Source organism: Pseudomonas sp. FSL W5-0203, assembly GCF_001896155.1.
GTDB lineage: Bacteria > Pseudomonadota > Gammaproteobacteria > Pseudomonadales > Pseudomonadaceae > Aquipseudomonas > Aquipseudomonas paracarnis.
Map to the genome: position 1 here is coordinate 82,374 of NZ_MPOR01000006.1, position 23,384 is coordinate 105,757.

At 58.7% G+C, this 23,384-nt stretch carries 6 protein-coding genes; all 6 read left to right on the forward strand.

Annotated elements, in window-relative coordinates:
- Positions 1 to 34: 34 nt before the first annotated feature.
- On the forward strand, positions 35 to 796 hold the full coding sequence (gene pstB, locus BOP96_RS08195; protein WP_019817112.1) for a phosphate ABC transporter ATP-binding protein PstB: 762 nt from the start codon (positions 35 to 37) through the stop codon (positions 794 to 796).
- A 56-nt stretch (positions 797 to 852) separates the two neighbouring features.
- Positions 853 to 1,551, forward strand: a complete 699-nt coding sequence (locus tag BOP96_RS08200; protein ID WP_019817111.1) for a hypothetical protein — start codon at positions 853 to 855, stop codon at positions 1,549 to 1,551.
- A complete protein-coding gene (locus BOP96_RS08205; RefSeq protein WP_020302730.1) occupies positions 1,551 to 2,168 on the forward strand; it encodes a hypothetical protein in 618 nt (205 codons plus the stop codon). Before BOP96_RS08200 ends, BOP96_RS08205 begins: the two co-directional genes overlap by 1 nt.
- A gap of 369 nt (positions 2,169 to 2,537) precedes the next feature.
- A complete protein-coding gene (locus tag BOP96_RS08210) occupies positions 2,538 to 4,397 on the forward strand; it encodes a calcium-binding protein (RefSeq protein ID WP_073452405.1) in 1,860 nt (619 codons plus the stop codon).
- Positions 4,398 to 4,668: 271 nt separating this feature from the next.
- Positions 4,669 to 6,390, forward strand: coding sequence for a ShlB/FhaC/HecB family hemolysin secretion/activation protein (locus BOP96_RS08215; protein WP_083609834.1), 1,722 nt, complete (start codon positions 4,669 to 4,671; stop codon positions 6,388 to 6,390).
- Between the two features lie 33 nt (positions 6,391 to 6,423).
- Complete coding sequence (locus BOP96_RS08220) at positions 6,424 to 23,382, forward strand: hemagglutinin repeat-containing protein (protein ID WP_073452407.1); 16,959 nt, start codon at positions 6,424 to 6,426, stop codon at positions 23,380 to 23,382.
- Positions 23,383 to 23,384: the final 2 nt, after the last annotated feature.

A 23,384-nucleotide genomic window follows, 5' to 3' on the forward strand; every position in this document is an offset into this window, starting at 1 on the left:
AGCCGCTCCGTTTGTTACCCAATCGCCTGTGGTCATGGACTGCAAGCTGGACAGGATTTTCTACGGCAACTTCATGGCAGTGCGTGACAGCCATGTGCCGATCGAAAAAAACAAGATCACCGGGTTCATCGGCCCGTCCGGCTGCGGCAAAAGTACGGTACTGCGCAGCCTCAACCGCATGAACGACCTGGTGAAAGGCTTTCGCTTCGAGGGCCATGTGCACTTCCTGGGGCAGGACGTGTACGGCAAGGGTGTAGACCCGGTGGTGGTGCGCCGTTACATCGGCATGGTGTTCCAGCAGCCGAACCCGTTTTCCATGAGCATCTTCGACAACGTCGCCTTCGGCCTGCGCCTGAACCGCTACAAAGGCGACTTGGGCGATCGCGTCAAGCACGCCCTGCAAGGCGCTGCGCTGTGGGATGAAGTCAAGGACAAGCTCAAGGTCAGCGGCCTGTCGCTCTCCGGCGGCCAGCAGCAACGGCTGTGTATTGCCCGCGCTATCGCCACCGAGCCGGAAGTGCTGTTGCTCGATGAGCCGTGCTCGGCACTCGACCCGATTGCGACTCGCCGGGTAGAGGAGCTGATGGTGGAACTGAAGAAGGATTACACCATCGCCCTGGTCACCCACAACATGCAGCAGGCCATTCGCGTGGCGGACACCACGGCGTTTTTCTCGGTGGATATTTCCCAGGGCACGCGTACCGGCTACCTGGTGGAAATGGGCCCGACCGCGCAGATTTTTGGCAGCCCGCGTGAACAGATGACCGAGGATTACATCAGTGGCAAGTTCAGCTGAGTAACTCCATGTTCGATAGAAACCACAGGTGCGCCACCGTCAGCCCAGGATTGCCAATGTCTGCAACGCATCGTCTTGATTTGTCAGCGATTGAACGCGCGCTCCGCAAAGTGCAGAGCCGCTTTGCCGAGCTCAGCACGCAATTTACCGAGCCGCGCGACCCCTTGACCGACGAAGTGCTGCACAACGTGCTTGAAGGCTATGCGCTGGTTGACGACTATGTCGCACGGGGCGTTGACCTGTTTGACCTTCATCATCTGGACCTGATGCTGGAGATCAACGCCACGGTGCTCTGCGGTAGCGACCCGGCGCGCCGCGTGGAATACGCGCAGCACCTGGCCGCCACCGAGGAGCACTTCTTCAACAACGTTGAAGGCGGTATCAAGGACTTGTTCAATTGGTACTGCGCGTATCGCAGTGAATCGGTGTGGAAGCGTGCGGCCGGTGTGTATGTGCGCATCCTCAGCAAGCCGCAGTTGTTCATCGAAGGCAACAACCGCAGTGGTTCGCTGATCGTCAGTTATCTGCTGATGCGGGCCGGGTTGCCACCGTTCGTGCTGACGCTGGAAAATGCCGAGGGTTACTTCAATCCTTCCTCGGTAATCCGCAACTCGGCCAAACATGGGGTCAAGGCGTTGTATGAATTGCCCAAGATCAAGAAAAAGTACGCCGCCTTCCTGGAGGAACAGGCGCCGGATCCCAAGGCGTTTTTCTTGAACGACGCACCACAGCCTATTTATCAGGGAGGCCATTAATGCGCCGGTATCCAACACTCGCCAGCCGAGCCGTGCAAGCCATCCAGCAGGCGCTTCTCACGCGTGCCGCCAAGCGCCCGCGCGTACGCATCTCCTTTGATATCGACGACACATTGGCTTGCCAGCTCCACCACGCTGACGTCGAGAGCAGCTGGCTACCGGCTTGTGCTCATCGTTGGTGGGGAGAGCCGCTGCGTATCGGCACTCGTTCGCTGACGCGGCAGCTGCGGCGCCAGGGTTGCAGTATCTGGGTCTATACCTCATCGGGAAGGGCGCCTTCCTACATCAGGCGTTGGCTGATGCTGTACGGCATTCGTGTCGACGGCGTAGTCAATAGCGAGCGGCATAACCACGCCCTCACGGTGCATGGGCTGTCGAACACCCCCTCGAAATTTCCGCCGGCCTTCGACATTGATTTGCACGTGGATGATTCCGAGGGCGTGCGCCTTGAAGGCAACGACCACGGCTTTCGCGTGGTGGTGGTCGACCCGCAGGATGAGCACTGGGCACAACGAGTGCTTGAAGCGGTCGCGGGCGTGCAGGCGCAACTGGCCCGGCAGCAATTACCCAGGTTCAAGCAGCCTGTATGCCAAGGTGCTGAGGTTTATTCTTCCTGAGTTCCAGAGAAACCTGATCTTCTTGAGCACTTATTGCAGTTCACAACTTGCTATAAGGGTTTGATTTTCTTTGACTCGCCAGTCACGAACAACACAGAACTTCACCTCGTGTTCGTCAAACAGCGCTTATGGCGCTTTTGTCGTCTATCTCCCTAAGTACATACCCTTATCATCCGATAGTCGGTCACTTTAACGCGGCACTTCTAGGCTAGTGTTGACGAGCTTCCTTAATGGTTAACCTCGATATTAAGCAACGAAGCAGCCTGAACAGAATGCACAACAACAACTTCAATGCATATTGTTTAGCCCGACGCATCAGGTATTACCGTTGACTTTCGGTGTTGATCGCTGGGCTCAAGGAGTACTGACATGGCTATATTCGATTACAAGGGGCAAGATGCCCGCGTCCTGATTTCAGATGCCTGGACCCTCGCCACTTATACCAGTGGTGTCGCGACCGTCGGCGCGCTCTACAATATTCCGGGGCTTGTGCTGGGCGAGGGCAACACCTTCGCGCTGCCCAAGGGCTGGCGTGAAATCGGCGCGAGCGAACTGCAGGTGGATAGCAGCCACATCGACATCACTGGAAGTTTTACCGGTGACGGCGTGTTCGGCTCCCAGGCCAGGGTGTTTGGTCAATACGATGACAGCGGCCAATTAGTCAAAATGGGTTTTTCCATTGCCGGTACTAACTCGCCAATTGATCTGCTGGGTTGGCCGGCGATGATCGATAACTCTTATATCAACGGCTACGACTACCTGCTCAACTCAATCAAGGATTACGCCACCGGCCATAACCTGAGCGGCAAGGATGTTCTGGTCACCGGCTATAGCCAGGGTGGTTCTGTCACCAACAGCATGTATATCGGCAAGGACACTTTGGCAGACGGTTTTTTCAAGGATTCGGACTACTTTGGCATGGAGTCGCCCAAGTCCAGCAACAGCGACGGAATCTTCAACTTCGGTTTTGAAAACGATGTGGTCCACCGCCTCACGGGGCAAGAGACCAACGTGGGCAGCGCCATTATCGATGCGCTTCAAGGCAGTGACGCCAGTTACACTTCGACGACTGACAACATTGTGCTGTTCGACACGATCTACGCGCTGCCAACCTGGCCCAATGGTCCGTTCTCAATTGCCAACCTGTCAGGCTGGGCCGCGCATCTGGAAGGCATTTTCATCAACCCTATCCAGCGTATCGCCCAATCGACCTTCTACGATTACATCGAACGCGACAGCACCATCATCATCAGCAATCTCGACGCCATCAGCCGCAGCTTTACCTGGGTCAGCGACAAACAGACCGCCACCTCCAACCATTACGGCACACCGGCCTTCCTGCTGGGCACCGACAGTTCGGACAAGCTGCAGGACGGGCGCAGCGATGACTTCCTCGACGGGTTCAAGGGTGACGACAGTTTCCGCGTGAGTACCGGTACCGATATTGTCGTCGGCGGTGAAGGCAACGACAAAGTCTTCCTCAAAGGCACTGCATCTTCCTACGAAGCGGTGAAACTCAGCGATGGCACATTGTTTTTGAACGACAGCAGCGGCCAATACGGCCTCAAGGAATTGCACGGCGTAGAGCATGGGGAGTTCGAAACCGGCCTGGCCAATAGCCTCGGCCATGTGCCCGTGTTCGGCGGGCTCTTCGGTGGCATTGGCGAGGTCCTCACGCCGGCCTATACGGTGACCAGTGGCAAACTCGACTTCGAAGGCCTGTTCGGCGCCGATAAGGCGTATGCCAAATCCATCGAAGGCAGCCAATTGGCCGACACCCTCAAAGGCACCGCCGCGCGCGACCTGATATTCGGCCAGAACGGCAATGACCGGCTCGACGGTGGCGCTGGCAATGACCTGCTGCACGGCGGCGACGGCAACGACACACTGCTGGGCGGCACGGGTAACGACGCGCTGTATGGCGCCAGCGGCAATGACGTCCTGATCGGCGGGTTGGGCAATGACCAACTCAGCGGTGGCGTGGGCAGCGACCTGTTTGTTTTCGATCAACGCGGGTTTGGCCACGACGTGATCAGCGACTTCAACATTCACCAGAATGGGCAGGACCTGCTGGTGTTCGCCAAGTCGCTGTTTGCCAGCGCCGATGCCGTGCTCGGTGCCACTACCCAGCATGGCAGTGACAGCGTAATTCTGGCGGGGGACAGCAGTGTCACCTTGGTGGGGTTCAATGCGGCGCAGTTGAGTGCAGAGATGATCAGCGTGGTGTGATGCGACACCTGCGAAACGGAAGGTAAAACCTCACAGGTTCCCCGAAGCTGTGGGGTTTTTTATGGCCTGCTGTTTGACGCAATGGCTCGGTACCACACGCAGCGTCAGTGCCTAGCGGTCGGACTCAAACGGGCAAAAACTCTTCATTTTCACGCCTGAGCCGCTCTGCGTGAAGGGTTGAACGAGTTTGCACTGTTAATTGACGCCATCAAAATGACATCTTATCATCGCCACATTGGATGGCATAAAGCCATATAGAGGGATCTATACAGTGTGGCGTTTACCGCGTCGGACCAGGTTAAGCCTGCTGTCCGCTTTTTTTTGCCTGGGCACCTCCGGATGGGCGCAAGCGGCCACGCCGCAGAACGCCCCCGGCATCACCGACCTGATCCGTGACCGCCAGGACCGCCTGCTCGAAGAGCAGCAACGGCGCCTTGAGGAGCTCAAAGACTTGCCGGGTAAAGCCGAAGCGCCGGCAACCTCGGCAACACCTGTCGACACCCGCTGCTTCCCGATCAAAACCATCGAGCTGGGCGGCGCGGATGCGCTGACTGAAGGTGAGCGAGCTCATCTGATCAAGCCCTACCTCGGCCAATGTCTTGGTGTGCCGCAACTCAACGCAGTGCTCAAGGTGATCACCGACCGTTATCTGGCCAAAGGCCTGGTCACCAGTCGCGCGTATTTGCTGCAGCAAGACCTTTCCAGCGGCAATCTCAAGATCCAAGTGGTCGAAGGTAAGCTGGAGAGCCTGAAGGCTGCCGAAGGCAGCGGAATCACTGACCGTCAATTGACCATGAGCTTCCCCGGCAAGCAGGGCGAACTGCTCAATCTGCGCGAAATCGAGCAGATGGTCGATCAGTTGAACCGCTTGCCGTCGAACCAGGCGCAGATGGAATTGGCGCCGGGCAAGGCCGTGGGGGGCAGTGATGTACTGGTCAAAAACACCTCGCAAAAGCCCTGGCGTGTTGGCCTGTCGCGGCACAACGGCGGCCAGCGCAGCACCGGTGAGCAGCAGTGGGGCGCCAGCCTGGATTGGGACAATCCGTTGGGCCTGGCCGACCAACTTTCGCTGCGTGGCGGCCACGATGCCGTCAGTGATCACCAGAAAACCTCGCGCAATTCGATGCTCAGTTATAGCCTGCCTTTCGGTTGGTGGAACCTTTCGTACAGCTATATCGACAGTGAATACCGCTCGCGAGCCGAGGCTAACAATTTCAAGTTCAAGCAGACCGGCGACAGCCAGACTCATCAGTTGCGCCTGGAACGGGTGATCCATCGTGACGCTTTGAGCAAAACGTCCTTGAACACTGGCATCGCCTATCTTCGCACCAACAACTTTATCGAAGACAGCAAGCTTGCCTTGAGCAGCAACCGCCTCAGCGAAGCGCAAGTGGGTATCAACCATGGTCGGCGTATCGGCGGTTCATTCCTCAACATTGACCTTGGCATGCAAAACGGCATCGGCGCATTCGATGCCCAGGCCAATCACGATCCAAAGCCTGGGCAGCCGGATGCGCGCTACCGCAAGTACACCGCCACGGTGAGCTATCTGTATCCATTCAAACTGTGGGGTGAGTCCCTCAGTTTCAGCAGTTTGATGACCGGTCAGCACAGCGAAGACGTGTTGTTCAGCCCACAGCGCATGAGCCTCGGCGGGCAGTCGTCGATTCGTGGCTACAAAGACCAAATGCTTGCCGGCGACAGCGGCGGCTACTGGCGCAACGACCTGCGCTGGAGTCGGCCGGTGACTTGGGCCTGGATGCAGCCGGTGCTCACTGAATACGGCACCAGCCTGGGCTACGACCAGGGCGTCATCAGCCATGGCCGCTACAACGCCGAGCAGCATGGGCGCATGAGCAGCAACTCGGTGGAGTTGTTTGCGCGCGGCAAGAACGTCGCGGCCAGCGTGACCTTTGCACACTCTTTGGAACGACCGGAAGCGATCACGGACCGTGAAGCGCCGATCTATTTCCGTCTGGACTTTTTCCTTTAAATTTTTGACCGCCTTCGGGCTTCGAGACATGACATGGACGTTCGCCAGTACGCATTCCTCGCGCGCCAGCCTTCTGCTGCCGTAAAAAGCCGCGCCCATTTCCTGGGGCTGCCTAAACGTGGGTTGGCATTGATTTTGGCCAACGCCATGTTCTGGCACCCGTTGCTGGCCCAGGCAGACGGCATTGTGGTGAATGCTCCAGGTACTTCGCTCGGACAAGCGGGCAATGGCGTGCCCATCGTCAACATCGCCACGCCGAACGCCAACGGCCTCTCGCACAACCAATTTCATGACTACAACGTTGGCGCCAACGGGGTCATCCTCAATAACGCCACCGACCGTACCCAGTCCACCCAACTGGGCGGCATCATTGTCGGCAACCCCAACCTCCACGGCACCGCGGCCAATATCATTCTCAACGAAGTCAACGGCGGCAGCCCCAGCCAACTGCGCGGCTACACCGAAGTGGCTGGGCAATCGGCCCATGTGATCGTTGCCAACCCGTATGGCATCAGCTGTAACGGTTGCGGCTTTATCAACACCCCGCAAGCGACGCTCACCACCGGTAAAGCCGTGATTGAAAACGGCCAGATCAATCGTTACCAAGTGGACCAGGGCAGTGTGGCTATCGAAGGCGCCGGCCTGAACGCCAACAACGTCGATCAGTTCGAAATCATCACCCGCGCCGCCACCATCAATGCGCAGATCCAGGCGAAAAAACTCACCATCGTCGCCGGTCGTAACGACGTCGACGCTCGCACCCTGAATGCCACGGCGCGGGCAGCGGATGGCAGCCAGGCGCCGGATCTGGCGATTGACTCGTCGGCACTGGGCGGCATGTATGTGGGCGCAGTCAAGCTGGTGGGGACCGAGGCGGGTGTCGGCGTGAAGTTGTCGGGGGACATGGTCGCTGGCGGTGATATTCAGATTGATGCCGGTGGCCATGTGGTCATGGGCCAGACAACGGCGGCCGGCGCCATTGACGTGAAGGCCCGCAGCGTTGAAGCCCAGGGCGTGGTCGCGGCGGGCAGTGTGCTTGAGATGAAGACGCAAGGCGACCTGCTCAATCAAAAAAGCCTGGCTGCGCGTGATCGCGTGGCGCTGCAAAGCGGTGGGGTGTTGACCAACAACGGCGTCATCGAAGCGGGTGTCAACGCTGATCAGACGCGCAATGCTCAGGGCGATATCCACGTCACTGCCGCCCAGTTGAATAACAACGGCAAGACCGTCATCGCCAGTCGTGACCTAGCCGTGAATGTGGATGGCACTGTCGACAACCGCAGCGGCACCCTTAGCGCGCAGAACCAGCTCAAAGTGAGTGCCCAAACGCTAGATAACCAACAGCAAGGCCGCGTGTTGAGCGCCGCACGCCTTGAGCTCAATGCCGGGCAGTTGCTCAATACTGACGCAGGCCTGGTGGTGGGCGACCGAGGGCTCAGTGGCCGCATCGGGCAGTTGGTCAATCGCAAGGGCGAGCTCTCAAGCCTTGCTGACGTCACCTTGCAGGTCGACAGCCTGGACAACGTCGCCGGCCTGATATCTGCGGGCCAGGCGCTGCGCTTGAATGCCAGCGCGGCGGTGAACAATCAAAACGGTCGCCTGGTGGCCGGGCAGATGGTGCGGGTCAACGCGGGGCAACTGGACAATAGCCAGTCAGGCATCCTCACCAGCCAGGGCGAGCTGGGGCTGAATATCGCCGGCACGTTGGATAATCAGCAGCAGGGCCGCATCGAATCGGGGGCCGCTGCACAGGTCAATGCCGGGAACTTCAATAACCAACAACATGGCGTGCTCGCCAGTGGTGGCGCCCTTGAACTGGCGGCCGGCCCGGTCAATAACAGCCAAGGTGGATCAATCTACAGCGCCAAGGCTCTCAATGCCCGTGTCACCAGCCTCGACCAGCATGACCAAGGGCGCATTTACAGCAATAGCGACCTAACCCTGGACCTGAGCAACGGCCACCTCGACAACCACGATGCAGGTTTGATCAATGCCAGTGGCCAGCTGGCGCTGAATAATCTCAATAGCGTCGACAACCGCAGTGGCGAGATTTCCAGTGCCCGTGGGTTTAGCGTCGCGGCGAACAGCCTCGACAACCGCGCTGGCAAGCTGCTCAGTGATCAAGCCTTGGGCTTGCGTATCGCCCAGGCACTGAACAATGGTGCCGGTCAGATTGCAGCCAGCGGCCTGGATATTGACGTTGCCAGTTTGCTCAACGACCAACGCGGTCGAGTTCACAGCCGTGATCGGCTTAACGCCCGGGTGGGTGGTTTGCTCGCCAATCAAAGCGGAAGTTTCAGTGCCGATTCAGGCGCACAGTTGACCGTAGGTCACCTGGACAACAGCAATGGCGGCCAACTCTTCAGCCAAGGCGATTTGAGCCTGAACCTCAATCGGGGTCACCTCAACAACCAAGGCGGCTTGATCAACTCCCCAGGCCAGTTGTTGCTGACTCAACTGAACAGCGTCGATAACCAGGGCGGCGAAATCTCCAGCACCCAAGCCTTCGATCTGAATGCGGATCAACTCAATAACAGCGCCGGCAAGTTGCTCAGCGAGCAAGCCTTGAGCGTGCGCATTGCCCGCGCCCTGGACAATACCAAAGGTGGGTTAACCGCCAAGGCCCTGGAGGTACGTGCGGGCACACTGATTAACCAGGCCGGTCGACTCGCTGCGGTGGAGGGCCTCAACCTGCAAGTCGATGGCGAGCTGGATAACCGCAGCGCGAAGGTGCTAGGCAAGCACCTGGTGCTTGGGGTTGGGACGCTCAATAACGACCAGGGCCTGGTGCAGGGTGATGGAACGCTGGTGCTCCAAGCGGGTGGCGCGATCAGCAACCAGGCCGGCACATTGGCCGCCGGGCAAAGCGTGACAGTCAACAGCGCCAGCCTGGATAACCGTCAGGGCACCCTGACCAGCGATGCTTCGCTGACGGCGCGTATAGCCGCGAATATGCTCAACCAAGCGGGGCTGGTGAGCGCCGGCACTGACTTGCAGGTGAACGTTGCTGACTTGAACAACTCGCTCAACGGTCGTATTGCCGCTGAGCAGGTACAGATCAGTGCACAAGGCATCGATAACCGCGCGGGCGGTAGCCTGTACGCCAAACACCAACTGGGCGTCGATGTTGGCGGTCAGTTGAACAACGCCCAAGGCACGCTGCGCAGCGATGCTCGCCTGACCATCAATGCCGGTGGTTTAACCAACGATGACGCAACGCTATCGAGTGCTGGCGAGCTGAAGATTGCAACGGGCAACCTGAGCAACCAAGGCGGAGAATTGCGCAGTGCCACTCAGTTGGGGATGACCGTTACTGCACTGGACAACAGCCGTAACGGGCATGTCGCAAGCCAAGCCGATGTAAGCCTGGATATGCAAGGTGGTTACCTAAACAATAACAGTGGTTTGATCAACGCGCCGGGGCAATTGCTGCTCAAGCAACTGGGCAGCGTCGATAACCAGGGCGGTGAAATTTCCAGCGCCCACGCCTTTGAGCTGGCGGCAACCGCCTTGAACACAGCGGACGGCAAGTTACTCAGCCAACAAGCCTTGACCCTGCGAATCGCCCAGGCACTGGATAACACCCGTGGCCTGATTTCCGCGGCAGCCTTGCAGGTCAGCAGCGCCAGCCTGGGCAACCAGGGCGGCAAACTGAGTGCCGTTTCCGACCTGAACCTCGGCGTAGAAGGTGTGCTGGACAACCGCAACGGTGAATTGCTGGGTCAGCACTCGACAGTCGAAGTGGCTGCGCTGAACAACAGTCAAGGGCGCATCCAGGGCGATAACCGCTTGACCTTGACCAGCCACGGCGCGGTCAACAATGACAAAGGCACGCTAGCTGCCGGTCAGATGCTGACGGTCAATGCTGCCAGCCTGGACAACCAGTCCAAGGGCCGTCTGACCAGCAAGGGTGAGGCGCACCTTGTGGTGGGTAGCGTGGATAACCGAGGTGGCAGCATCACGTCGGTCGGGCAGTTGCAGGTCACGGGCGATCAGTTGGATAACCGTCAGGCCGGGTTGCTCAATTCGGGTAAAGCCATGAACCTGTCCATCGGCAAGCTGGACAACCGAGGGGGTGAAGTTTCCAGCGTTACCGAACTGACGATGATGGGCCGTGAGCTGGACAACAGCAATGCCGGTCGCGTACTGGCCAATAGTACGCTCCAGCTGACGCTCGCCAGGCTGAACAACCAGCTCAAGGGCCTGATTTCTGCGCAGCAGGATGTCAACCTCAAGGCAACCAGCCTGGATAACAGCGCCCAAGGCAGTGTCTACGCCAAACGCAACCTGGACGTGACCCTGGCCGGGCAGGCTGACAACAGCCAAGGCGTCATGCGCAGCGACGCCGCCTTGCAACTGCGCAGCGCCAGCTTTGGCAACAACGGCGGGCGTATCAGCAGCGGCGGGGCGTTACTGTTGAGCGCCGCCAATGCCCTCGCCAATCAGAACGGCGAGGTGCTCAGCGCTGATACGGCGACGGTGAATGCAGGCAGTGTCGACAACAGCCACGGGCGCATTGTGGCTGACGGTGCACTGCAACTGACCACAGGCGTATTGCTTAACCAACATCAAGGCCGTGTCACCAGCGCTGATCGCCTCAACCTGACAGCGACCGACGTAGACAACCGCTTCGAGGGCCGTATCGCCAGTGGCCAGGCGCTCAACGCCAGCCTCAGCAGCCTTGACCAGCGCGGAGCCGGTGAGTTTTACAGCAACAGCGAACTGACCCTGGACATGAACCAGGGGTACTTGAATAACGCCGATGGCTTTATCAACGCGCCAGGGCAGTTGTTGCTCAAAAACCTCAAAAGCGTCGACAACCGTAACGGTGAAATTTCCAGCGCCAAGGCCTTTGCCTTGCGTGCCGACACCCTGGACAACAGCGGCGGCAACTTACTCAGCGACCAAGGCTTGACCCTCAAAATCGAACAGGCGTTGCTTAACGTCAAAGGGCTGATTTCAGCCGCTGGTGTCGAGCTGGGTGCCTCGCGCCTGGACAACCGTGAAGGCAAGGTCAGCAGCGCTCTGGATGCGCGCCTGGTGGTCAATGAGGACCTGCTTAACGACCAGGGCGAAATCGTCAGCGCAGGCCACACGCAGCTGAAGGCGGCCAGTTTGGATAACACTGCCGGGCAGGTGCTCGGTGATGTCAGCCTGGATGTGAAGGTCAAGGGCGCGCTGAATAATCAGGCCGGCACGCTCGGGGCCGGCACCTCGTTGAACGTGCAGGCCGCCAGTCTGGATAACCGCCAGGCCGGGAAACTGGGCAGCGACGGCCAACTCAAGGCCACGATTGATGGGTTACTGGACAATCAGGCCAAAGGGCAAGTGTTGGCCAAAGGCGCGATGGAACTGCGTGCCGGTCGTCTGGATAACCGCGAAGGGCGGCTGACCGGGCAGGACCTGTTGACGCTGCACAGCGCCAACGTCGACAACCGTGGTGGTGTGATCCTTGCCCAGAAGGACCTTCAGCTCAATGTGGGTGAGTTGGACAATCAGCAAGGTTCGCTCAGCAGCAAAGCGGCCCTGAGCTTCTCCGGACAACAATTGCGTAATCAGAAGGGGCTGGTGAGTGCAGCAGGGCCCCTGCGACTGACTGCCGATAATGTGCAAAACGCGGCTGGCCGAATCGCCAGCCAGGCGGATCTACAGGCAACTATCGGTGTACTGGCCCAACAGGGCGGTGAACTGGTTGCCCAGGACGAGCTGAGCTTGAGCGGGGCCTCCCTGGACAATCGCGATGGCGGCCTGGTAGGCGCCACAAAAGCGCTGAAACTGACGGTCGACGCCATTGATAACCGTGCGGGCGAGATTTCCAGCCAGAGCAGCATCGACTTCAAGGCGCAGCACCTGGATAACAGCGCGGGCAAACTGATCGCCGGTACCGCATTGCAACTGGCCGTGGCCCATGTGATCAACCAGGCCCAAGGGATGATTTTCGCCCGGGACAACCGCTTCAACGGCGCGCGCCTGGATAACGGCCAAGGCACTTTCGCGGGCCAGCAATCGCTGAGCATGTCGCTGGTCGCCATTCCCGGCACTGAACTGGATGGTCGGCTGGATAACCAGCTGGGCAAAATCAGCAGCGAAGGTACCCTGCAGGTGAGCAGCGCGACGCTCAACAACGACGCGGGTGCCGTCTCTTCGGCGGGTGCGCTCACACTTGCTGCCAGCGGTGCTATCACCAACCAGGGGGGCGTCATGGAGACCGATGCCGCCCTGACGCTCACCAGCGCGAGCCTGGACAACGGCCCCAAAGGCCTGCTCAACAGCCGTGGCGCGCTGACCCTGGCCACCGGCACGCTGAACAACAATGGCCGTATCACCAGCGCTGATCGCCTGGACCTGGCAGCCACCCAGGTGGCCAACAGCGGACGTATCGCCAGCAGTAAAAATCTTACCGCCGCGATCACCGGCCTGAATCAACAGGGCGGTGAACTGTTCAGCAACACCCAGCTCGACCTGAACCTGAACCACGGCCGACTGAGCAACGTGGGTGGCCTGATCAATAGTCCGCTGCTGATGTTGAAAAACCTGGCTGATATCAATAACCAGCGCGGCGAAATTTCCAGCCAGCAAGCCTTCGTGCTGGCGGCTCGCAACCTGGATAACGGCGGTGGCAAGCTGATCAGTAACCAGGGCCTGACCCTGCAGATTCAAGACGCTTTGGGCAACGCCAAAGGTGCGATCAGCGCAGCCGCCCTCAACGCCAACAGTGCTCGCTTGGACAACACTGATGGTTTGCTCAACAGTCGTGGCGTCATGGACGTCTCTGCCACCCAGGCGCTGGATAACCAGCGCGGAACGCTGATTGCCGACGGCGCCATGCGGCTGTCTTCCGCTCGACTCGACAACCGTGACGGTGATGTATCGGGCAAAGCCTTGGTGACGGTTGATATCGATCAGGTCGATAACCGCGGCGGTCAACTCATCAGCACCACAGCCGTGGATGTGCGTGGTGCGGTCCTGGACAACCGCAAAGGCCTGGTTGGCGCCGATAAGGCGGTGAAACTGCTGGTCGATCGGGTCGACAACCGTGGTGGCGAACTATCGACCAACGCCGACCTGACCGTTACAGGGCACACCTTGGATAACAGCGATGCGGGTCGTGTGCTGGCCGGGCAATCCTTGAACCTTACGCTCACCCAGCTGCTTAATCGCAACCAAGGCCAGCTCAACACTCAGCGGCTGATGCTGAGCGCTCAGGACCTGGACAACAGCAACGGCAAACTGCTCGCCCAGCAGCTTCTGCAACTTGAGCTGAAAGGGGAGCTGAATAACACTCAAGGCGTGCTCAACAGTGAAGGGCGCCTGAGCGTCGATGCGGCGAGCGTAGTCAACCGTCAGGGGCGGATTTCCAGCGCCGACGCGTTGGTGCTGGGTTCGCAGGGGGCTCTGGACAACGAGGGCGGTGAGCTCGTGACTGACAGCACGCTGCAACTGCGCAGCGCTAGCCTGGGGAACCAGAAGGGCGTGCTCAGTGGCAAAGGGGCGGTCAGTGTAACCACTGGCGCGCTGGATAACACTGGGGGCCGTCTCACCAGTGGCGACACCTTGGAGCTGAAGGCTGGGCTACTGAACAACAGCGCCGGCAACATCGGCAGTGCCCAGGCCCTGACGGCCAGCGTCGATGGGCTTGATCAACAAGGTGGCAAGCTGTTCAGCAACGCGGGCCTGACCCTGGACCTGAACAATGGCCAGCTCAACAACCAGCAGGGCCTCATCAACGCGACCGGGCCGCTGGTGCTCAACCATCTCAATGGTGTGAACAACCAGGCCGGTGAAATCTCCAGTGGCCAGGCCTTCAATATCGTGGCGCGCAACCTGAATAACAGCGGTGGTCGCCTGCTCAGCAACCAGGGCCTGACACTGCGTATCGACCAGGTACTCACTAACATCAAGGGTTTGGTTGCAGGTGCAAGCCTGAGTGCGCAAGTGGCCGTGGTCGATAACAGCGGCGGTACGCTCACCAGCCGTGGTGGCCTTGAATTGACCAGCACTGGGCTGCTGAACAACGGGCAACATGGTTTGATCAACGCCGCGCAGGCATTGACAGTCAACGCGGGCAACTTCAATAACCAGGGCGGGAGCCTGCTGGGTACCAGCGCGCTGACGCTCAATGCGTTGGCCGTGGACAACAGCGCCAAAGGCCTGATCAACAGCCAGGGCAGCCTGGAACTCAATGCCCTGAGTTTAGACGCCAGTGACGCCGGCGAGGTATCGGCCAAGGGTGATATGGACCTCACGCTCACGTCCATGGCCTTGCGTGGCGGCAGGTTGATAGGTGAGCAGCGCCTGAGCGTCGACTTGGCAAACGGTGATCTGGATAACCGCAAGGGCCTGATCTTTGCCAAAGGCCCGTTGACCTTAAAACGCCTACGCGACCTGCAAAACCAGGGCGGCGAACTGTCCAGCCAAAATGCACTTAGCTTGACGGGGCGCAGCCTGGACAACAGCGCCGGCACGCTTATCAGCCAACAGTTACTCACGCTCAATGCAGGCGACTTGGTTAACCGCGGCGGCCTGATATCGGGTTGGCAGGGCCTCAACCTGATCGGCACTCACTTGAATAACCGTGACAAAGGCACGCTGTCCAGTCGCAACGGCGACCTTGACGTGCGCCTCAGTGGCAGCTTGCTCAACAGTGGCGAAGGGGCGTTGGCCAGCCAAGGGCAGTTGAGTGTCAGCGCCGCGAGCCTGGATAACAGCAACAAAGGTGTTATCTCCAGCGGCGCGCAGCAGACCTTGAACGTGATTGGCGCATTGAACAACACCCAAGGTGGGTTGATCGACAGCGGCTCGACGCTGGATCTGAGCGCGGCCGACCTCGACAACAGTGCCGGTAATATCACGGCCCTGCGCAACCTGAACTTCCTGGGTGGCAACTTGCTCAACACCGGTGGCTCGCTGATGGGTAACGACCATCTGGTGCTCAACCTGCAAGGCAACCTTGGCAACGTCAACGGCAAGATCGCAGGCACTGGGTCGTTGGTACTCCAGCGCGCCATCGAGGTGGATAACCGAGGCGGCCAACTGGCCAGCCAGGGACGCCTGTCATTGGCCATGGGCGGCCTGAACAACAGCCAAGGCGGCACCGTCGCGGCCAAAGGTCCGCTGGCCATCGATGCCAGCGCCATCGTTCAAAACAACGCTGACGGTTTGATCTACAGCCAGGACGGCGACCTGCGCATCAACGCCTTTGGCCTGACGAACGCGCAGGGCAAGTTGCAGGGGCAGAACGGCCTGCGTGTCGAGGTCAATGGCGATCTCGACAACCAAGGCGGCAATATCATCAGCCAGACCGGTGACGTGCACCTCAAGGCCGGGAACCTCGACAACCGTAGCGGTGTGCTCGCCAGTCTCAAGGGCGCCATTGAAGCCGGTGTGGTGGGAGTGCTTCGCAATGGCCATGACCTCAATGGCAGCCCCAAGGGCGGCTTGATTCAAGGCCAGCGCCTTCTACTCAATGCCGGTCAATTCGATAATCAGGGCGGCTATCTCGGCGCGCAAACCAGCGATGCATGGCTGACGGTTGCCACCCTCAATAACCAGCAGGGCGCGTTGTATGCCAAGGGCCTGATGCGCATCAATGGCAGCGCCCTGGAAAACAGCGCCGGCCAGATTGCCGGTGACCAGATCGCGCTTGGCCTCGATGGCCAACTGACCAACCACAACGGCCTGATCGAAAGCACCAACCACCTGACCGTGGCCGCCAACGCCATCGATAACCAGGGCGGCAAGTTGCGCGCCCTGGGACGCGCCGGCAAGACAGAGTTCCAGATCGGCAGCGTGTTCGACAACCGTAACGGCGCCGTGGAAACCGCCAACCAGGATCTGACCCTGGCGGCTGCCAGCTTCCAGAACAACGGCGGGCAATTGCTGCACGTGGGTGAGGGCACATTCGACATCTCATTGCCCAACGTAACCGGCGCGGGCGGCACTGTTGTAACTCGTGGTGGCCTGACTCTGAACGCGGATACCTGGACCAACACCAGTGTCATTCAGGCAGGGCGATTGAACGTCAACGTCAATCACTTTACCCAGACGGAAACCGGGCAGTTGCTGGCCTCGACGCACCTGGAAGGTAAGGGTGGCAGTTGGGTGAATAACGGATTGATTGCCAGTGATGGCAGTTTAAATATCGACCTCGCGGGCGCTTATAGCGGTAATGGACGAGTCACCAGTCAGCGGGGGCTCAACCTGCATGCGAGTCAGTTGGATCTGAGCAATAGCGCCAAAATTACTGGCGGTGGCGATACCCACGTCAACGTTGATAGTCAATTGAACAACTATGGACGGCTGACCTCTGCGACCAACCTCGAACTCTCGGCAGGTACGCTGAACAACTACGGGACATTGGGTGGCGCACAAAATGTGACAGTCACCGGTGCCGCCTTGTTGAACGATCATGGTTTGTTGTTCAGCGGCAACGACATGACCTTGCATAGCAACGCAATCACGAACCAGTACGGTGATATCTACAGCCTAGGGCGCCTGGATGTAAGCGGTCTTGATGGTACGAGTAAGGCGGTCAGCCTGGAGAACATATCGGGGAGCATTGAGTCCAGCCGAGACATGTCCCTCAAGGTTGCCAGCCTGACTAACCGTCGGGATGAATTTTCGACCAAAGAAACACCCGGTAGTGGCGGGTCGCTTACAAATATCTGCTGGGACTGTAGCGGGGGCAGTTTTGTCGTCGATTTTATTGGTACCGAGAACTATCAAAGTGAGCTGCTGAAAACATCGGCTGCTTCGACTATCCAGGCGGGCGGCCGTATGGATGTCGCCGCAAATAATGTGCTCAATGAATACAGTGTCATCGCTTCCGGCGCGGACATGAATATCAACGCTGATACGCTGACTAACAAAGGAGCAGCGTCTGGCTCCGGAACGCGTACCCGGACTTGGCGGATGGAATCATCCAATGGTACTTACTGGCGTTTCAAACGTAACATCATGGACCCCTACAACGCTCAGCCCGGACCCAAAAACCTGCCGGTCAGTGCGTTGTCAGCCTTCAGGCTGATTGGCGATACCTTGGTATCGACCGCTGGCGCGTCATTGGCACCCGCGATCATCCAGGCAGCCGGTACCGTGAACATCACGGCCACCAAATCCTTAATCAACAGCATCGAGACATCCTTTACCGCCTTGGCCGGGCGCGCTGCGCGCAATGAGGACACGGGTGTTGCCAGCGCCCCGACAACGGTGGTCGTGCAACTCGCGCCACAGCTGCCACCGGACTTGGCCCAACAACAAGTCAACCCCTTGACGCTACGCGGGTTCACCTTGCCCACGGGCACTCACGGACTGTTCCGCCTCAGTAGCCGGGCGGGTGAGGATACCCAGGCCACCCAAGCCACCAGTGGCCCACAAAGCTGGACCATGGGCGGTGCGACCCTCGGCCTGGCTCAACGCCAGGATGCACAACCGGCGCTTGAAACGCGCACCTTCGATTTCAAAAGCGTCACTCAACAGGGCGCAGCTACGCGTCAGGTGGACTCCACTGCACGTCAGGTCAGTGGTGTCACCGCCACCACCAGAACACTTAACGTTGCCGGGGCCGGCGATGTGGCCAACGGCAGTGGCTGGACGCCCAGCCAGATCACCCCAGGCGAAATCGCCCGGGGCGACGGTATCAACGCCCAAGATCCGTCCAGCGGTTCAACGCCGCCAGTGGCGAAGGTCACAGGGCCTGCGGATCAGCCAGACCTGGCGCTGACCCAAAGGGACACCCACGTTCAGGTCGCCACACCGGGCGAGCCCGCTCGGCCGACGTTGAACATCCCTGGCGTGACGCCGGTTATGCCAGGCGTGCAGCCGGTGGTGAACACACCCGTCGCACAAGGTGCGGGCAGCAGCCCAACCCAGGTCGCGGAGGTGATTGCCCAGCCGGTCAATGCGCTGGCGCAAACCACTCCGGTCGCCAGCCAGACCATCAACCGCGTGCAAGGCTTCACGCCTACCGCGCCAAAGTCGCAACCACATAAATACCTGATCGAAACCAACCCGGTGCTCACCGACCTCAAGCAGTTCATGAGCTCCGACTACTTGCTCGCAGGGCTGGGTTACAACCCGGACGAAAGTGCCAAGCGCCTGGGCGACGGCCTCTATGAACAACGCTTGATCCAGCAGGCTGTGCAAGCACGCACAGGGCAGCGCTTTATCGACGGTCAGAACACCGACGAAAAGCTGTTCAAGTACCTGATGGACAATGCGATCCAGAGCAAGCAGCAACTGAACCTGGCAGTGGGCGTGACCTTGACCTCGCAACAGGTCGCGGCCCTGACCCACGACATCGTCTGGCTTGAACAGCACGAAGTGAACGGTGAGAAAGTGCTGGTGCCCGTGCTGTACATGGCCCAGGCCGACAATCGTCTCGCGCCCAACGGTGCCTTGATCGCCGGTAACGACCTGAACCTGATCGCCGGCGAGAACCTGGAGAACGCCGGCACACTGCGCGCCACCAACAATCTATCGGCCAAAGCGGGCAATGACCTGATCAACAGCGGCTTGATCGAAGCCGGTAACCGCCTGGACCTGCTGGCGGGTAACAACATCGTCAACAAGTCCGGTGGCATCATCGCCGGACGCGACGTTACGCTCACCGCGATCAAGGGTGATGTGATCAACGAACGTGCCGTGACCCGTACTGGTAACGGTACTGCTGAACGCCGCGATTACCTCGACAGTGCGTCACGCATCGAGGCAGCTAATGACCTGACGATGAATGCAGGCCGTGACATCGCCAATACCGGTGGCGTGCTGCAAAGCGGGCGTGACACCACATTGGTCGCTGGCCGCGATGTGCACATCGATGCCGTTGAGCAACGCAATGGTTTGGACCTGGGCAACCGCCTGCGTACCGAAACCGTGACGCAAAACGGCGCCAGTGTGGAGGCCGGCCGCGACCTCAAGGTATCGGCAGGGCGAGACTTCAGCGCCATTGCCAGCCGCATCGACGCCAAGCGTGACTTGAGCATCACGACGACTGAGGACCTGAGTATTTCCTCAGCCGCTGACGAACAGCATTCCTCCAGCAAGTCCAAGAAGGTCACCCAGTCCAAGGACCATATCAGCCAGGTTTCCAGCGTGCTGACGGCCGGCGGCGACGTGTCGCTCAATGCCGGTAAAGACCTGGAACTCACCGCCAGCCGAATCGCCGGCGGCGGCAACGTGGCCCTCGATGCACAGCGCGATGTGAGCATCCTCTCGGCCCTGGACGAAGACGCTTCGTTCTACTCGAAAAAGAGCAAGGGCTCGTTCGGTCGTAGCAAAAGCCAGCAGCGGGAAAGTTACGACAGCACAAACGTAGCCTCCGTCGTCGAAGCCGGCAAAGACCTGACCATCAATGCCACCAAGAAGACTGATGGCGGGATGAGCATCGACGGCGGGCGTGACGTCACCGTGATCGGCAGCCAGTTGAAGGCTGGTGGGGACATGTTGCTGGGGGCCACGGGGGACGTCGCGGTGTTGTCGGGTGTCGAGGAACATGGCTCCTACAGCAAGAAGACCAAGTCCGGGTTCCTGGGGCTGTCCAAAAGCGGCAAGAGCCAGTTGAAGACTACTGCGAGCCAAGTGGGCAGTGAGTTGGAGGCGGGCAATGATGTGGTGGTGGCTGCGGGTAATGATGTGCGGTTGCGGGCCAGTGAGATAAGCGCTGATAACGACACTGAATTGCGCTCCGGGCTGGTCAATAGCACGGGTGACATCAACCTGATTTCTGCGAACGACACCGCCTATAGCCGTAGCGAGGAACATAAGAAGAAATTTGGATATACGGAAAGGCCAACGTCGGTCGCGATCTCGTCAGCGAAAAAAGCCGGCCGTGAAGCGCAAAGCAGCACCAGCGTGGGCAGCCAGGTAAATGCTGAACGTGATGCCAGCTTGCAGGCTGCGCAGGATATCAACCTGGTTGGCAGCGGCATCAGCGCAGGGCGCAATGTAAACCTGGATGCAGGGCGCGACGTCAATGTGGTCGCCGCTCAAGACACCAGTAGCGAACGTAGCTGGGAGAAGAAAAAACAGACGGGTTCCAGCATCTCCAGTAACGGTAATGGCATCAGCATCTTCGCTGGCACCGAAGGCAGTGGGGAAAAGAATCGTGTCGAACACGAGACCGCTTCCAGCAGCCAGATCAGCGCCGGGCAAGATGTGGCGATCAACGCCAAGCGTGATATCAACCAACGCGGCTCTGACTTTGGCGCCGCCAATGATATCGAGCTGACGGCGGGCAGAAATATCAATATCGATGCTGCGCGTGAAAGTGTGCTCACCGAGCAGATACGCGAGAAAGAGAGCAACGGCCTGGGTGTTTCGATCAACCATAACTATGCCAATACCAAAGACGCTGTTAGCGGCGCAGGCAAAGGCGAGGACAATGTCAGCAAGGGCTCAAGCACACTCAAAGCAGTTGATTCGGTCAGTCAGTTTGTCAGTGGGCCGACGCTGGACGGAAAGTTTGGCAACAGTAAACAAACCAACAGCCAGCAGGTTATCGAGCAAACCAACCGGTCTTCGACGCTGAGTGCCGGTAACGATCTGTACCTTAACGCTGGCAACGATGTGTTGGTGAAGGGAAGCCAACTGGATGCCGGGCGCGACATCAATATCAAAGGGCGTGACGTCACGCTTGACGTGGCCAAGGGGGGTGTCAGTGAAGAAACCACCCACACCCAAAGTTGGGGCGGCATTCATGGTGGCACCAGCGGCGGGATCAAGTTGGGCGCCGGTGGCAGCTTCGGTACGGCGACAGGCGAGAGCACCCAGGGTTCCTCTACGGCTTCGCAACTGGATGCTGGTCGCGATATCAATCTCAAGGCCAGCAATGATCTGAAGGTGATTGGAACGCAGGCTAAAGCCCAACGGGATATCGAGCTGAATGCCGGCAACGACTTGAACATTCGTTCGGCGCATAACGACAGCAACAGCGAAAACAACCGCCACAGTGGCGGCGGGGAAGCAGGCCTGACGTTTGGCTCTGAAGGTATTGGCGTCTACGTCAGCGTCAGTATGGGCAAGGGTAACCTGGAGCGAGAAGGCCAACGCCAACAAGAGGCTTACCTCTATGCCGGCGACCGCCTGGGGTTTGCCAGTGGCAAAGACACCACCATCGGCGGAGCGAACCTCAGAGGCGACGAAGTGGTGGGGCGCGTGGGCGGCGACCTCAAGGTTTCGTCGGTCGCTGATACGGGCAAGGTCAAGGGCAAAGAGTTTGATATCAGCGTTACGGCTACCATTGGCCCGGGTGCAGGTGTCAGCGGCTCGGTCGGCTTTGGTAAGACCACAGGTAAAACCGACTGGGTCGAAGAGCAAACCCGCATCACCGGCAAAAATGCAGTCGATATCAAAACTGAGAACCATACCCAGATCGACGGAGCCCTCATCGCCGCTGACAACGGCAACCTGAAACTGGACACCGGTACCCTCGGCTTCAGCGATATCGTCGGGCAGGACAAAGAACATGGGTACTACCTGAACGTAGGTGGCACCTATAAAGCCGGGAGCAGTGAAAGCAAAGGCAACACCGTACAAGACAGCAGCCAGGCGGGCAAAGGCAAGGAAGGTAAGACCGGTTGGAGCGTTGAGGGTTGGAACTACGAGAAAGAGCGTGAGCAGATTGTCCGAGCCACGGTAGGGGCAGGTGAAATCGTTGTACGCAAGGATGCTGAGACGGGGGCTGACTCTACGGCTGGGTTGAACCGGGACGTGGGTAAGGCCTATGAGATCACCAAGGATGATGAAAAACGAACGGATCTGTATGCGAGTAGTTCGTCCATTGATGCTGTGATGGATCCTGAGAAAGCCGCCAAAGATCTGCTGGCAGACGTTGTCAATTTCAAAGACAACCAAAAGAAAAAGATCGAAGCAGTTGCCGGCGCGCTCGACCAGATCAAAGGCGAAATTCAGGCTCAGCGCGTCAGCATTGATGATGTTTCAGCGAATATCCGCAAAAAGTTCGGCGATGAGCAGGCGCTGACAATTTCGAAGAATCTGGCGCGCAAGGGCCTCGCGCCTAACACTCTGGATGCGCTTCCGCCAGACGTTATAAACGCACTGAATGACTTCTCGGAAAAGGCGGCAATTTACGATAAGAAAATCAAGGGCTGCATAGACGATGGCAGTTGCCGTGCTACACCTTCCACCCAGCCGAAGACGGGCTCAGGGTACGAGTTACCGGCCATGCTCGTTGATGACCTGCCGCGTAACGGGGGTGAAGCAGCGCTCAATGGCATCGTTGATATAGTCAAGCTTTCCCAGAAGCTGCCCGCAGAGCAGTTTCAGGCTGCGATGCTTAGCGTGCAGGCCATGATGGGGCCTATGAAGCTGGTAGTGAGTGTTGTCGCACATGCAGCAGCTGAAGCGGTAGTGGGGGATCAGTACAGAGAGTTCAAAGAATCTAAAGCTATCGAGCTCGCTGCAAAGCTGACAGACCGTACCGTTGAAACCATGAGGGAATTTCATGCGGAGGCTAAAGCTGACTCTGATAACCTTTTGCATGGAGATGAGTATGTTGTAGCGACTGAGTTTTTGATGGATGCTGTGCTTGGGGAGGTAAAGTCTTTAGCCGTGAAGGGCGGCAGCAAGATTTTTGCTAATGATTCGAAAGGGAAAGAAGCGGTAGAGACTAATCATGCTCTCAATGCTGCGAAAGGCGTTGTTGCTTCGAGAGTCAATGTGCGGACGGGCACTGCGAGCTCTACAGGAAGTGGGCTTGAATACGCTTGGAAAAAGCACGGTGGCGCTTGGGGTGAAAATAAATCTGCGTTCACGATTTCAAAGGACGAATTGAAGATCGTTCTGCAAACGCCCCAGGTCGTCAAGACACCTGCGTACCAATCACCGACGTCTGGTAATTTTATTCGAACGGTTGATATGGGAAGACCTATTGGTGTTGATGCCAAAACAGGTGGACAGTCCACTAGTTTTATGACGGTAATTACTGATTCACAAGGCAACTTGGTGAACACATTTCCTGGGAAGACGTTCTGAAT